Below are 12,855 nucleotides of genomic sequence, written 5' to 3' on the forward strand. Positions count from 1 at the left end.
GCCGCCCGGGCCGCGCTCGTCGATGCGGGGTCAGTCGAGCAGCTGCGTGCGCAGTCGGTCGATCAGAGCGTCGTCGACGCCCAGTTGCTTGACCGCGTAGTCACGTACCGAGCCGTAGGTGGCGGTCAGGTCGGCCAGGAACAGGCGCATTATCGCTTCGGGTGCTCGCCCGTAGCCGGGCCAGTTCAGGGCGCGGTCCGGGTGGGCCGTCCTCCAGTCGGCTGTCAGCCGGTCCGTGGCGAGTTCGGTGAGGGCGAAGTCCGCGGCGATGTCGTCCTCGTCCACGCCGAGCAGCGAGAGGACGAGCGCCGCGAGCAGGCCGGTGCGGTCCTTGCCCGATGCGCAGTGGAAGACCTGCGGGGCGCTGCCGGAAGCGATGATCTCAAGGGCCTGGTGGAGCTCCGCCGCGCCGTCGAGGGCGACTTCCGCGTACCGGTCGGCGAGGAAGCGCCAGGGGTCGAGGCCGGGGTCGATCTCGGCCTGGTCGTAAGGGCGGTGCTCCACACTGAGGTTGGCGTATGCCAGTCCTTCCGCTTCGGGCACCCGCCCCTTGGCTTCGATCTCCCACGGATAGCGCAGATCGATCACCGTGCGGATCCCCAGGGACAGGAAGCGGTCCCAGTCGGCGCCCCTCAGCTTGGCGAGCGAGTCGGAGCGGTAGAGGCGGCCCCAGCGCACCGTACGCTCGTCAGAGGTCCGATAGCCGCCCAGGTCACGGAAGTTGTGCAGGCGCTCGAAGTCTATGTGTCGTCTCACGCGCGGAACCCTACGTGGAGGGCGGGGCGGGGGGTGTGGGTGTACTACCGCGTCGAGCCGTCCGTGGTGGCCGCGTTGGGGCAGATGCTGCGTCAGGGCGCCGCGCCAAGGCCTGGGCCTTCCGGGCCGTAGCCGAGCTCACGAGTGCGCTCGGGGCGGCTCACCGATACACCTCAGTGGGGTGCGAGCGGCCCACATCGCGGACGAGCTCCAGTCCGAGTACGCGGTCCAGGTGGGCGAACGTCTCGAACTTGGCGCCGCCCGGTACGTCCACGGCCGACTCCAGGTCGCCGAGCAGTTGCAGGACGGCCGGAGTGTCGAGACCGTTCTCCAGGGCGGTACGGGCCCTTTCCACGAAGGCGGTGGGCATCGCCTTGGACGGCTCATCGGCCCACGTCGCCACGGCCTTGCGCCAAATGGCCAGCTTCGCTCCGGCGGCGTCCACGGCTTCCGCGGAGACGTCGACGGGTTCGTGGTGCGGATGGCCGAGGAGGAGCAGCCGCAGGGCGAGACCGTCCAGGTCCACGCCTCCCTCGGTGGTGACTTCGCCGACGTGGAGCGACAGGCCGCCCGCGGCTTCGTACGTGCGGCTGGTGAAGTGAACGGCCGGCGGGCCGCCCAAAGCTTCGGTGATCTCTTCGACGGTGCCATGGGCATCGGCCGGACGGATACCGGTGGCGTCGGCCGACGCCACCGGCGGGCAGGTCCACCCGATGAGGACGGTCCGGCCGCGCAGTTCGACGATGCGGCACAGGACGTCAGCGACGAGGAGCACGCGCAGACCGGTCAGGGCGTCCGGGTCGTCGTCCGGGGCGCCGGAGGGATCGGAGGTGTCGGAGGTGTCGGGGACGCCGAGGGCGTCGGCCGAGGGCGCGTGGGCGCACATCCGCAGCGGTCCGAACCCGGACAGATCATCGACGATGCTCAGCACACCACAGAGACTAGGCGTACCGCTCCTCGATGGCACCCGCCGGGAGCGGCGGGGAGGGTGTCGGTTTCCCCACCCTCCCCGCCGCTCCCGTTCCAGTTCCGCGCTCCGTCAGGCCGGTCCGACCGCGCCCGTGCAGGCCTCGCCCGGCTCGGGCGTCTGCTCCCCCTGGACGTGCTTGTGGACGCACTTGCCCGGGAACCGCTCGTCCCCGCGGGCCCGATGCCTTGTCGCGCTCCGGCGGGGCGGGGGTGGCCCACCAGGCCATGCCCATGCCTGCCCACCCCCGAGCTCCGCGCCGCATCCCGGCCGCTGCGGGGAGCCCGCACGATCGACCTCGCCCTCTTCCTCGTCCTCACATCCCGTGGTGCGCAAGGGCCTTGTGCGGGTCCGGGGTTCCAGGGGTGGGCGCCGGGTCCGCGTGGACCAGGGCCGCGGTCAGGTTGGGGATCGCATGCAGCAAGGCGTGCTCCGCGGCCACCGCGACCTCGTGCGCCTCCCGCACCGGCAGCTCCCCGTCCACCACCACCGCCACCTCCGCACGCAACCGGTGTCCGATCCAGCGAAGGCGCAGCTCGCCGACGCCTCGTACACCGGGGACCGTCAGTAGGGCCTCCTCCGCCGTGTCGACCAGGGTCGGGTCGACAGCGTCCATCACCCGGCGGAAGACCTCGCGCCCCGCGTCCCGCAGGACCAGCAGGATCGCCGCGGTGATCAGCAGGCCCACGATCGGGTCGGCGAGCCGCCAGCCCAGTGCGGCGCCACCCGCGCTCAACAGGACGGCCAGTGAGGTGAATCCGTCCGTCCGTGCGTGCAGACCGTCGGCGACCAGAGCGGCGGATCCGATCTCGCGGCCGACGCGAATGCGGTAGCGGGCGACCCACTCGTTGCCGATGAAGCCGATGACAGCAGCTGCGGCCACCACCCAAAGGTGGTCGAGCGTACGGGGATTGAACAGGCGGTCGACCGCGGCCCAGGCCGCGAATGCCGCCGACGCGGCGATCGTCAGGAGGATGACGATGCCCGCGAGGTCCTCGGCGCGGCCGTAGCCGTAGGTGAAACGGCGGGTGGCGGCCCGCCTGCCCAGGACGAAGGCGATACCGAGAGGGATCGCGGTCAGCGCGTCCGCCGCGTTGTGCACCGTGTCGCCTAACAGCGCGACCGAGCCGGTGAGCAGCACGACCACCGCCTGCGCCCCGGCCGTCACGCCCAGGACGGCCAGCGAGATCCACAGCGCCCGCATGCCGCGCGCCGACGACTCCAGCGCGGGGTCGACCTTGTCCGCGGCCTCGTGCGAGTGCGGCTTCACCACGTGCCCCAGCTGCCCCAGCTTGTGCCGCCACCGGCCAAGGCCCCCGGCGCCGCCGCGCCCAAGCGCGTGGTCGTGGTCGTGGTCGTGGTCGTGGTCGTGGTCGTGCGAAGGGTCGTTCAGGTGTCCGTGCGGTTCAGTCACCGGTGCCGCCTTCCGACTCGGGACGGAGAGTGGACACCACCAGGCGCCCGCGCCCATTATGTGCGTATGAGCGCACGCATGCACCTATCACCTGCGCAAGACGCACAGGACGCACAGGACGCACAAGACACGCAGGCAGCGCACCCGCAAGACCCCGGCGCCGAGCACTTCGCCCACGCCGCCGAGGTTCTCGGCCTCCTCGCCGACCGCACCCGCCTCGCCCTGCTGCACACCCTCGGCAAGGGCGAGGCCGACGTCATGACGCTGACCGCCGTGTGCGGCGCGGCTCGACCGGCGGTCAGTCAGCACCTGGCCAAACTCCGCCTCGCCGGTCTCGTCTCCGTACGCAGGGAAGGGCGACGCATGATCTACGGCCCGCCCGACGGGCATCTGCGCCGTGTGGTCGACGAGATCCTGAACCTCGCCGACCACCACCTCAGCGGCGCGGAAACGCACAACTGAGCTTTCCTCAGGCCTAGTTGCGTTTGCCACGCCGGTGAGCGATCTCCCCCAGCACGATGTCCACGGCGAGGAAGGCCGCCAGCGGGATGCCGAGCAGCGGCACGAAGTAGCCGAGCACGGCGACGGCCGCCATCAACGGGACCAGGACGTACGCCGGAACGTGACTCCAAGCGCCGCGCGGCAGCGGACGCCCGAAGGAACCGCCGCGCCCGCGCTGCCACCACATGCGGTACCCCCACACGATCATCAGGATCAGGCAGAGGGCGAGGGCGACGAGCGCTATCTGGTTGGCCAACCCGAACAGGGTGCCGGTGTGCGCGTCGATACCCCAGCGGGTCAGCTTGGCGAGCACGGGATAGTCGGCGAACCGCAGCACTTCGGTGACCTCACCGCTCGCCGGATCGACGGCGACGGAGTCCTGCTTCTCGGGCCAGCTGCGCTGGATCTGCCGGACGACGTACGCGGACGACGCGTCGGCGGGCGGTACGACCTCCACCGGGTTGGAGAGGCCCTCGGCACGGGCCGCCTTCAGGACGGCATCGAGGCCGGCGTCATCGCCGCCGGTGGCACCGCCCGATCCCGATCCGCCGTGGCCCGCGTGCTCTCCGCCGCCCGCCGCGGACGCCGTCAGCGCCGGTGTCGTCTGCCCGATGGCCTCCCGTAGGTCGCTGACGCTCTGACCCGCGTACGCCGACCAGGTCAGGCCCGTGGCCGACAGGAAGATCAGCCCCAGAGCGGCCCACACGCCCACCGTGCCGTGCAGCGAGAGCGTGCGCCGGCGGCCCGTCGCCCCGCGCAGCTTGCGCTGGGAGCGGCGGCGTCCGAACCACAGCACCAGGCCGCCGCCCGCGATCACCCACAGCCAACTGGCGGCGAGCTCGCTGTAGAGGCGGCCGGTCTCGCCCAGGTGCAGATCGCGGTGGAGTTCGTCGATCCAAGTGCGCAGCGGCAGTGCGCCGGTGGAACCGTACTGCTCCAGGGCGCCCCGCACTTCGCCGTTGTAGGGGTTCACGAACACGGCGAGCGTGTGGTCGGCTTCCACACCCGGCGCTCCGGACAGCAGCACGCGGGTCGTCGCGCCCTCCTCCGGTGAGGGCCGCACCGCGCTGACGGTGCCCTCGGGGTGCGCCTTGCGTGCGGCGGCCACCTGCTGCGAGATCGGCAGCTCGATCTTGTTCTCGCCGACGGGGACGCGCAGTTCGTGGGAGTACACGATCTTCTCCGCCTGGTACGAGCAGGCGTACAGAAGTCCCGTGGTGGCGGCGACGAGCAGGAAGGGTGCGATGAGCACCCCGGCATAGAAGTGCAGTCGCAGCACCAGCGGACGCAGCGACGCCCATCCGGACCGTCCTGCGGAGGGCGGCGCCCCCTGGGTCTCCTGCCCGTCGTCCGGGGCGAGGAGTGTGGGTTCGGCGGACATCAGCTGCTCTCCTGGATCAAGGGTGGTGCGGATCGGCCGTACCGGGCCGGTGCAGGAGTCGGTCGGAGAGCCGGAAAAGTTCCCGACGGCCGGCGCGAGCTACGTGAGGGCATGTACGCGAGACACGCATCCGCCGGGCAGAGCCACGAGCTGTGCGTCCGGCACGCTCCACAGCACGAGCACTGCCGTCTGCTCCGAGGCCACGAACAGGGGGGTGTCCGGCTGCCTTGAGGTCATGCGGATCCCGCGGGCCTAACTCACCGGGCCGGAGCCCCGGGCCTGGCACGCCGGGCCGGAGCCCCGGTCGCCCGCGCCGTTCGCTCCGTGGCCTGCGATCCGGCAAACTGCCCGGATGGACTATGAGTTCTGGAACGACATCCACTCCCGCGGCGGCATCCCCGCGGTCAAGAACGCACTGGAGGAGCTGGCCGAGCGCGGGTCTCCCGAGGACGTCGACTCCGCGATGGACCTGGCCTGCCGGGTCATCGAGGACGACACCGCGCGGCTCCAGGCCCGCGCGGATCAGGCCGAGGCCAGGCTGCGGATGCTGACCGACGAGGCGCGCGAGGTGGAGCGGCAGGTCGACGCGCACGCCGAGGCCGAGGGCGTCGCGCGCGCCCCCGAGGCCTGACCCACAGCAGGGTCAGGCCTGTCAGACCGGCTGAACCGGTCAGGCAAACCGGTTGATCCGTACGTCAGCTCACGGTCACCGAGACGATCGGCGAGACGGTGGTGCCGCTGGCCACGCGCAGTTCGTTCTTGCCCTTGATGCCGAGCTTGACCCGCAGGCCGTAGCTCCCGGACGAGTTGGTGACCGTAGTAGCGGGCAGTGCCTTCCACGCGTCGCCCTGCTTCTGCTGCAGGGTCACCTTGCTGCCGGCCTTCAGCCCGGTGGCCTTGCCCGTGAGGCGCAGCTCCTGCCACGCCCGGACCTGGGTGACGGACGCCTTCGCCGTGAGCGTGGCCGCCACGGGCTCGGCCGCGGCCGGCGCGGGCTGGGGCTCGGGGCCTGACCCGGCGGCGAGCGCGGCGGTGGCGGGAATCAACAGGACCGATCCGACGAGCGCGGAGACGGCGGTGGTGCGCAGCAGGCTACGACGGTTGTTTCGCATGACGGCAGTGATCCCCTTGGGTGTTGGTCGGTGCGCGTGCCTCGCCGCGTGACGAGTCGCGCAATGACGAACATAAACGTATGCACCCGGCATTGCGATCACCCGGAAGGGGCGTAACCGAAACCGGCAAAGGGGGACGCAGTAACCGCAACTACCCGCGCCGTGCCCTGCGTTGCGGACGGGTCAGCGGCGGGTCGGCAGGGGGTCAGCGTCGGGTCAGGTAGGCGTGGGTCGCCGCCGCGGAACTCACCAGCTCGGTCACCTGGTAGCCGTCGATCCCCTCGGCCACGTTGTCGAGCAGCCGCTCGCCCCTGCCGACGAGGAGCGGGACGACGACCAGGTGCAGATCGTCGATCAGCCGCGCGCGCAGATACTGCTGCACGGTGGCCGAACCCCCTCCGATCCGTACGTCCCGGCCGCCGGCTGCTTCGAAGGCGCGCGCGAGGACCGTCTCGACGGGTTCGTCGGTGAAATGGAAGGTGGTTCCGCCCTCCATCGGGATCGAGGGCCGTACGTGGTGGGTGTGCACGAACACGTCGTGGTGGTAGGGCGGATTCTCTCCCCACCAGCCCTTCCAGGACTCGTCCTGCCACGGTCCGCGCTGCGGCCCGAACATGTTGCGGCCCATGATGGTGGCGCCGATGTTCTCCTCGCTGCGCTCGATGCAGTCGACGTCGATCCCCGTCCTGCCCTCGGCGCGGTCGCGCATCGCGGCGATCATCCAGTCGTGCAGCCCCTCGATGTTGTCCCCGAAGGGTTCGTCGAGGCGCTGGTGGGGTCCCGCAGCGAAGCCGTCCAGCGAGACGGTGATGTTGTGTACGCGCACCTTCGGCATGACGTTCTCCTCCTCGGTGGTCCTGCTCTCATCATCGCGTCGAACGAGCCACAGCGGACTCGAGCCCGTGCCGCCGCTCCCCCAGAACCCGCCGGCAGTTGGCGGCCTCGGACGCTGGGCCGAAGACCTCTTGAGCACGCCGATCGGCCACCGCCGCCGCGGTGTCGGCGGTCACGAGGTCGGAGTTGATCGCTGTCGCGGCCGTCATGCCGGAGGCCGCGGACACCATGACTCCGGCCATGAGGTCGGTGACATTGCCCGCGACCCATACCCCCGCCACGCCGGTGAATCCGGTCGCGTCCGACTCCACGTAACTCCCGACGCCCATCGGGTGGTTGACGCTCTCGAGGCCAAGTCCCGAGAGCGCCGCGCCGCGTGCCTCGAACCGGGGCGCCACGGCGAGAGCCCGCACCGGCACGCGTCGGCCCGAGGCAAGACGTACGCCGGAGAGCCGGTCGCCCTCGACGTCGAGTCCGGCCACCTCGCCGTCGACCACGGCGATTCCCCGGGCGGCAAGCTGCTCCCACTGCTCGTCGGTCAGCTCTTCCGACTTGTGCAGGAACAGGGTCACATCGCCCGACCACTGGCGGAACAACAGCGCCTGGTGCGTCGCCTTCGGGCCGGTCGCCAGGACGCCGATCGGCTCGTCGCGTACCTCCCAGCCGTGGCAGTAGGGGCAGTGCAGGACGTCGCGGCCCCACCGCTCGCGTACGCCGGCGACATCGGGAAGCCCGTCGACGAGCCCCGTGGTCACCAGCAGGCGCCGCGCCATGTGGCTCCGCCCGCCGGCGGTCTCCACGACGAAGCGCTCGCCGACCCGGCGGGCACCGGTCACCACGTCCGATTCGATGAGCCCGCCGTAGCCGACGACCTCGTCGCGGCCGATCCGCAGGAGTTCGCCCGGCGCGAGGCCCTCCCGGGAAAGGAACCCGTGCACGCCGTCCGCGGGAGCGTTGCGCGGCTCGCCGGAGTCCACCACCAGCACGGAACGCCTGGCGCGCGCCAGGGTCAGCGCCGCCGACAGACCGGCCGCACCACCCCCGACCACCAGCACATCCACCTCTACGCCTGCTTCTGCTCCCGCTCCTGCCCTTGCTTCTGCTTGTGCTTCTGCTGCTACCGCGTCTCGTTCGCTCATCTCAGTCATGCCGACACCGTGCGCCGACACGAGCAGAACGGCAAGCTCAGTTGCTGCTTCGGCAAGTATCAAGCGAGGACGGCGGCGGCAGTGATGCGCCCGACTGCCTGGCGCGTCAGCTCGCGCCCGTGCGGTGCGCCGTCCAGCGCCCGGTGCAGGGTGAGCCCCTCGATGAGCGCGTCGAGCTGACGGGCGGTGTCCGGATCGAAGTGCCGCTCCAGGAGGCGCCGACTGTGGCCCATCCACGCGTGGGTCAGCTCTCGGTACTCCGGGCGCCGAGCGGCGAGCGTGTAGAGCTCCTGCGTGAGGACCAGGTCCCGCCGGGGCCCTTCCGAGAGGGCGTGGATGAGGTCGGTGACCGCCTCCCGGGCCTGGTCCGGTTCGCCGGCATGTTCCAGGTGCTGCTCGAAGACCGCCACGATGTGCTCGGCGAAGAGCGTGAAGGCTTCACGGAGCAGGTGATCGATGCCGGTGAAGTGGTACGTCATCGAGCCGAGCGGCACGGTGGCCCGTGCGGCGACCTTGCGGTGGGAGACACCGGCGACGCCTTCCTCGGCGATCTGGTCGAGGGTCGCGGCGAGGATGCGCTCGCGCCGCTGGGGGTCCGCGTGTCCGGTGGCCATGGCGACGGGGCCCTAGAGGCTGCGGACCGGTCGCGCGGGGTTCCCCACGGCGACCACGTCGGCGGGTACGTCCTTCGTGACCACCGCACCGGCACCGATGACGCTGTTGTTCCCGATCGTCACACCGGGGCAGACGATGACACCGCCGCCGAGCCAGACGTTGTCCCCGATGGCGATGGGGAGCGCGGCCTCCAGCTTGTCGCGCCGGAGCTGCGGCTCCACCGGGTGGGTGGGGGTGAGGAGTTGGACGTTGGGGCCGATCTGACAGTCCTCGCCGATGGTGATGCGGGCGACGTCCAGCGCGGTCAGGTGGTAGTTGACGAAGGTGCCGGCGCCGATGGTGATGTTGCTGCCGTAGTCGACGTACAGCGGCGGGCGTACCTCTACCCCCTCACCGACCGAGGCGAGCAGTTCGGCTAGCACCTCCTGGGCTTCGCCCGATTCCTCCAGGAAGACGGACTGGTAGCGAGCGGCGAGCCGCATGGCGCGGTGTTGCCTGCGAGCGATCTCCGGGTCATCGGCGATGTAGAGGTCGCCTGCGAGCATGCGCTCCAGGTTGGTGCGCGGGTCGTCGGCAAAGTGGTCGGTCGGCATGCGTACGATCGTACACTCCAGAAGGTACGAACGTACGCTCCGCCTCCGAGGCAGCAGCAGGGCACCCGCGCGCCCGCGAACCGGCCTTGGCGGTGTACTCGAACTCCGAAGCGACAGCTGGCCTTCGCGGGCGGCTTGATCGGGTTCTGCGGCTGGACCTTCTGGATGCGTCGCCGTTCCCTCGCCCACTGCCGCTGCCTCCGCTCCGCCTTGCAGAGCTGGAGCCGCCAAAAAACGCGTGCGGTCAAAATCTGCGCGCGTTATCGTCGGCCTTATGAACGTCACCGGCCTGTACTCCACCGCGACCGCGCGAGCGCCCAGCTCGCCGGTTGCCGCCGCCTGACGTATTTCCCCTTTTCCACCGGCGACCGGACACGGTCCGCCGGTGTTTTGTGGTCTCCGCGGTCTTCCCGCCCCGACTCCCCTGCGCGGACCTCTCGTCCGGTGCCTCCCCGCTGTGATCGCGAAGGAGCCACCCCATGAACACCACGCACACCACCGCCACCACGCCCACCACGCCCACCACGCCCACCGGGTTGAGCACGGAAGACGCCGTCCGCACGTTCGTCGAGTACTACGAGGAGCGCGGCCACCGCCGGATCACCGGGTCGACACTGTTGCCCCCGCCCGGCGACCCGGTGCTGTTCACCACCTCCGGCATGCATCCGCTCACTCCCTACCTGGAGGGGCAGCCCCATCCCCTCGGCAGGCGACTCGTCAACGTGCAGCGCTGTCTGCGCACCACGGACCTGGAGGAGGTCGGGGACTCCACGCATCTGACCGTCTTCGAGATGCTCGGCACCTGGTCGCTCGGCGACTACGAGGGGCAGCAGAGTCTCGCCTGGGGTTACGACCTGCTCACCGACGGTTTCGGCGTCGACCCACGTCTGCTGCACGCCACCGTTTTCGGCGGCGACGATCACGTCGGGCCCGACACCGCCTCCCTCGAACTGTGGCAGGACCGCGGGGTTCCGGTGGAGCTGACCGTCGAGGACAACTGGTGGTCCAACGGGCCCACCGGGCCGTGCGGACCCGACTCGGAGATCTTCCTGTGGACCGGCGACACCCCGCCCGAGTCCACCCCGACAGGTGACGACCGCTGGGTGGAGATCTGGAACCACGTGATGATGCGCCACCGTCGGCTCGCCGACGGGACGCTCGTACCGCTACCCCAGCGCAACATCGACACCGGGCTCGGTCTTGAGCGACTGGCCTCGCTGCTTCAGGGGCGCACGTCGGTGTTCGAGTGCGACATCTTCGACCCCTGGCGTCACCTCGTGCCGGGCCTGTGGCAACTGGACGAGCCGACGCTGCGACTGGTCAGCGACCACCTGCGCTCGGCCATGGTGGTGATCGGCGACGGAGTCCGCCCCGCCAACACCGGCCGCGGCTATGTGCTGCGCCGACTCGTACGGCGCGTCCTCACCGTGCTGTGGCGAGAGGAATCCTCGCGGCAACTGGTGGACCTCCCGGGCGAGTTGATGCGGCACACCCTCGAACACTTCCGTCAGGACGTGGACATGGAGGCCGAGGACGTACGCCGGGTCCTGGTCGAGGAGGAGCGGCGCTTTCGGCGGCTCCTGGAGCGGGGTCGGCAGGTCCTCGCTCGGCCCCGGTTCCAGGGCCCGCTCGGCGAGGAGGACCTCCACTACCTCCATGACACCCACGGCCTGCCGCGTGACCTTGTCCTGAGCTTGCGTCAGGAGTGACGGAGCCATTCGATCCGGGCGGCCCTGACCCCGGCCCGGAACGTCAGCTTTGTCCAGGGCCGGGCGCCGGCGGCGTGCTGGTGTGCCGGTGTGTGCGCAACGCGTGCGAGAGCGCGTCAACGGTCACTTCCACCACGGCCAGGAGCTGTGCCGGGCTCGCCCCGGCTCTGCTCATGACAGCGAGGGACTGGTTCACGGCCGCCGCGTGTTCGGCGAAGACTTCGGCGTCCTGGTCGGTCATTCCACCGGCGTTCAGCGCGGCGCGCAGGCGCAGGCGCTGGAAGCCGAGCGCCTGTCTGGCGTGCGCCGCGACGGCCGGGCTCAGCGCTGGGATCGCCATGGCCGACTGGACGACCAGGCATCCGTCGGGCAGTTCGGGATCGGCGATGCGCTCGAGGGTGACGCCGAAGAACGCGCGGACAGCCGCGACGGGCTCGGAGGCCGCACACGACAGGGCGGCGTCGTACTTGCCCCCGAAGCGCGCGGCGTAGCGATCCAGGCAGCGCAGGAACAGGGCGTCCTTGTCGCCGAGCGAGGAGTAGATCGAGCTGCGGTTCAGGCCGGTGGCCCGGGACAGGTCGCCGACCGAGGTCTCGGCGTAGCCGACGCGCCAGAACTGGATCATCGCGGCGTCGAGCGTCGTGTCCATGTCGAACTGCTTCTTGCCTGCCACGTGGTACGTCCTTGCCGGGTGTCGGTGAGTTCGGAGTGTCGGATGCCGACCGTGATTCTATCTTGAACTGATCAGTTCAAGATGTGTTAGCGTCCAGTCATGATCTTGAGCGGGCGCGCCCTCCAAGCCGAGCCCGCTCGCCCCCGCTTGTGGAGGATGCCGTGACCGCTGCCGAGAGCAACCCCGTCCGCGACCTGCCCCTGCACGACCTGTCCGGATTCACCCACCGATGGGTCGACGCGGACGGCATCCGCCTTCACGCCGTCGAAGGCGGCCGGCCGAACGGCCCGGTGTCGTCCTGCTCGCCGGGTTCCCGCAAACGTGGTGGGCCTGGCGGAAGGTCATGCCCAGCCTCGCCGACCGGTTGCGCGTCATCGCGATCGACCTGCCCGGCCAGGGCCACTCCGAGCGCCCGGAGCGCAGCTACGACACCCACACGGTCGCCGCCCACGTGCACGCCGCCGTCAAGGCACTCGGAGTGCCGGCCTACTGGCTGGCCGCCCACGACATCGGCGCCTGGGTGGCCTTCTCGCTCGCCCTCAACCACGAGAGCCAACCGCGCGGGGTCGCCCTGCGCGGGGTCGCCCTGCTCGACGCCGGAATCCCCGGCATCACCCTCCCGGAATCAATTCCCACGGACCCGGCCCGGGCGTGGAAGACCTGGCATTTCGCGTTCCACCTCGTGCCCGGCCTGCCCGAGACCCTGCTCACCGGCCGCGAACGGGAGTACGTCAGCTGGTTCCTGAAGACGAAGGCTCTCGCTCCCGGCACATTCGACGACGCCGACCTCGACCACTACGCAGCGGCCCTCGCCGCCGACGGCGGCCTCCGTGCCTCCCTCGCCTACTACCGGGACGCCGCCGAGTCGGCGCGCAAGAACCACCAGGCACTCGACCGGCAGCACCTGACCGTGCCCGTTCTCGGAATATCCAGCAGCCACGGCTCCGTCCCGGACATGGCGGCCTCCATCAGCCCATGGGCCGACCACACCACCGGAGTCGTCGTGCCCGGCTCCGGGCACTTCATCCCCGATGAGCAGCCCGAAGCCGTCGCTGCCGCGATAGCCGACTTCATCGACGGCACCCATTGACACCGCTCAGGCCCCGCCCGCCTGCGCACCAGCCCACGCGCACCCGGGGGCGCCCACGCCCA

General features: G+C 70.6%; 13 protein-coding genes and 1 pseudogene. 4 read left to right on the forward strand and 10 right to left on the reverse strand.

All coding sequences use genetic code 11. The features are described from left to right. Nucleotides 1-30: 30 nt before the first annotated feature. The 3 genes from ABXJ52_RS01725 to ABXJ52_RS01735 all read right to left on the reverse strand — a co-directional run bounded on the left by ABXJ52_RS01725 (nucleotide 31) and on the right by ABXJ52_RS01735 (nucleotide 3,137). Complete coding sequence (locus ABXJ52_RS01725) at nucleotides 31-756, reverse strand: tyrosine-protein phosphatase (protein ID WP_367038737.1); 726 nt, start codon at nucleotides 754-756, stop codon at nucleotides 31-33. 160 nt (nucleotides 757-916) lie between these two features. Next, a complete protein-coding gene (locus tag ABXJ52_RS01730) occupies nucleotides 917-1,687 on the reverse strand; it encodes a hypothetical protein (RefSeq protein ID WP_367038739.1) in 771 nt (256 codons plus the stop codon). A gap of 352 nt (nucleotides 1,688-2,039) precedes the next feature. Then, entirely contained in the window at nucleotides 2,040-3,137 is a 1,098-nt protein-coding gene (locus ABXJ52_RS01735) for a cation diffusion facilitator family transporter (RefSeq protein ID WP_367038740.1), read from the reverse strand. Between the two features lie 66 nt (nucleotides 3,138-3,203). On the opposite strand from ABXJ52_RS01735, the gene ABXJ52_RS01740 reads away from it, so the two are divergent. After that, nucleotides 3,204-3,599: a metalloregulator ArsR/SmtB family transcription factor gene (locus ABXJ52_RS01740; RefSeq protein WP_367038741.1), complete on the forward strand. Its 396-nt coding sequence runs from the start codon at nucleotides 3,204-3,206 to the stop codon at nucleotides 3,597-3,599. Between the two features lie 13 nt (nucleotides 3,600-3,612). Here ABXJ52_RS01740 and ABXJ52_RS01745 read toward each other — a convergent pair whose 3' ends face one another. Next, the gene (locus ABXJ52_RS01745; RefSeq protein ID WP_367038742.1) at nucleotides 3,613-5,019 is read right to left on the reverse strand and encodes a PepSY domain-containing protein; all 1,407 of its coding nucleotides are present in this window, start codon (nucleotides 5,017-5,019) and stop codon (nucleotides 3,613-3,615) included. Nucleotides 5,020-5,371: 352 nt separating this feature from the next. Between ABXJ52_RS01745 and ABXJ52_RS01750 the strand changes: the two genes are divergently transcribed. Beyond that, the gene (locus ABXJ52_RS01750; protein WP_367038743.1) at nucleotides 5,372-5,650 is read left to right on the forward strand and encodes a hypothetical protein; all 279 of its coding nucleotides are present in this window, start codon (nucleotides 5,372-5,374) and stop codon (nucleotides 5,648-5,650) included. Between the two features lie 64 nt (nucleotides 5,651-5,714). Here ABXJ52_RS01750 and ABXJ52_RS01755 read toward each other — a convergent pair whose 3' ends face one another. From ABXJ52_RS01755 to ABXJ52_RS01775, 5 genes are all read right to left on the reverse strand, one after another. Further along, nucleotides 5,715-6,131 (reverse strand): hypothetical protein, encoded by a 417-nt coding sequence (locus ABXJ52_RS01755; protein WP_367038744.1) that lies wholly within the window; start codon nucleotides 6,129-6,131, stop codon nucleotides 5,715-5,717. Nucleotides 6,132-6,336: 205 nt separating this feature from the next. Beyond that, on the reverse strand, nucleotides 6,337-6,966 hold the full coding sequence (locus ABXJ52_RS01760) for a dihydrofolate reductase family protein (RefSeq protein WP_367038745.1): 630 nt from the start codon (nucleotides 6,964-6,966) through the stop codon (nucleotides 6,337-6,339). Nucleotides 6,967-6,997: 31 nt separating this feature from the next. Next, nucleotides 6,998-8,113, reverse strand: coding sequence for an NAD(P)/FAD-dependent oxidoreductase (locus tag ABXJ52_RS01765; protein ID WP_367038746.1), 1,116 nt, complete (start codon nucleotides 8,111-8,113; stop codon nucleotides 6,998-7,000). 59 nt (nucleotides 8,114-8,172) lie between these two features. Further along, a complete protein-coding gene (locus ABXJ52_RS01770) occupies nucleotides 8,173-8,727 on the reverse strand; it encodes a TetR family transcriptional regulator (protein ID WP_367038747.1) in 555 nt (184 codons plus the stop codon). A gap of 12 nt (nucleotides 8,728-8,739) precedes the next feature. After that, a complete protein-coding gene (locus ABXJ52_RS01775; protein WP_367038748.1) occupies nucleotides 8,740-9,321 on the reverse strand; it encodes a sugar O-acetyltransferase in 582 nt (193 codons plus the stop codon). A 536-nt stretch (nucleotides 9,322-9,857) separates the two neighbouring features. On the opposite strand from ABXJ52_RS01775, the gene ABXJ52_RS01780 reads away from it, so the two are divergent. Continuing rightward, nucleotides 9,858-11,030, forward strand: coding sequence for an alanine--tRNA ligase-related protein (locus tag ABXJ52_RS01780; RefSeq protein WP_367048748.1), 1,173 nt, complete (start codon nucleotides 9,858-9,860; stop codon nucleotides 11,028-11,030). A 43-nt stretch (nucleotides 11,031-11,073) separates the two neighbouring features. Here ABXJ52_RS01780 and ABXJ52_RS01785 read toward each other — a convergent pair whose 3' ends face one another. After that, complete coding sequence (locus tag ABXJ52_RS01785) at nucleotides 11,074-11,703, reverse strand: TetR/AcrR family transcriptional regulator (RefSeq protein ID WP_367038749.1); 630 nt, start codon at nucleotides 11,701-11,703, stop codon at nucleotides 11,074-11,076. 149 nt (nucleotides 11,704-11,852) lie between these two features. On the opposite strand from ABXJ52_RS01785, the pseudogene ABXJ52_RS01790 reads away from it, so the two are divergent. Then, nucleotides 11,853-12,793 (forward strand): annotated as a pseudogene (locus tag ABXJ52_RS01790) (alpha/beta hydrolase). Nucleotides 12,794-12,855: the final 62 nt, after the last annotated feature.

This window comes from Streptomyces sp. Je 1-332 (genome assembly GCF_040730185.1).
Classification (GTDB): Bacteria; Actinomycetota; Actinomycetes; order Streptomycetales; family Streptomycetaceae; genus Streptomyces.